Source organism: Shewanella sp. Sh95 (assembly GCF_001308045.1).
Taxonomy (GTDB): Bacteria; Pseudomonadota; Gammaproteobacteria; order Enterobacterales; family Shewanellaceae; genus Shewanella; species Shewanella xiamenensis.
The window spans coordinates 1-672 of the sequence record NZ_LGYY01000156.1 but is presented as its reverse complement, the minus strand read 5'-3'; the positions used below and the strand labels follow the sequence as shown (position 1 = coordinate 672).

1 protein-coding gene is annotated in these 672 nt (G+C 49.0%); it reads left to right on the top strand.

The features are described from left to right. The coding region (locus AEA42_RS11475; protein ID WP_280938060.1) for a group II intron maturase-specific domain-containing protein at positions 1-588 on the top strand (588 nt) is incomplete at its 5' end. Positions 589-672: the final 84 nt, after the last annotated feature.

Here is a 672-nt window from a genome sequence, read left to right as displayed (position 1 = left end):
TTGGTCAAGTCTCAACGAGCGGGCGAACGTGTCCTCAAGAGTATTACTTGCTATCTTGCCACTAAGCTAAAACTGGTTGTTAACGAACAGAAAAGCCAAGTGGTTAAGGTAGGCCAAAGCAAGTTCCTAGGGTTTACCTTTAACCGCGGAAAGATCCAGTGGCATGTCAAAACACTGCACATCTTCAAACAAAAGATAAGACGACTGACAAACCGCAATTGGGGCGTGAGCATGAGCTATCAATTGTTTAAAGTGCGGCAATACATGCAAGGCTGGATCAACTACTTTGGCATAGCCAACGCTTATCAAGAGTGTGTCGATTTAGACCACTGGATCCGTCGTCGAGTACGTATGTGCTACTGGCGTCAATGGCGAAAGCCACGGACTAAGGTACAAAACTTACTCAAACGTGGCGTCAGGCTCCAAGCGGCCGTTGCTTGTGGAATTACAAGCAAAGGGCCGTGGCGAAGCTCGAAAACACCAGGGATACAGCAAGCGCTGAGTAATGAGTATCTCAAGAAAGCAGGATTGTATTCACTGAGAGATGGATGGATCGCGGTTCACTATCCGAACCAGAAAACAGGTTAGGCGTTCTAAATGAACCGCCCTGTGCGGAGCCGCATGCAGGGTGGTGTGGGGGCTGGAGGCTAAATACCTCCGGCTACCCGATTA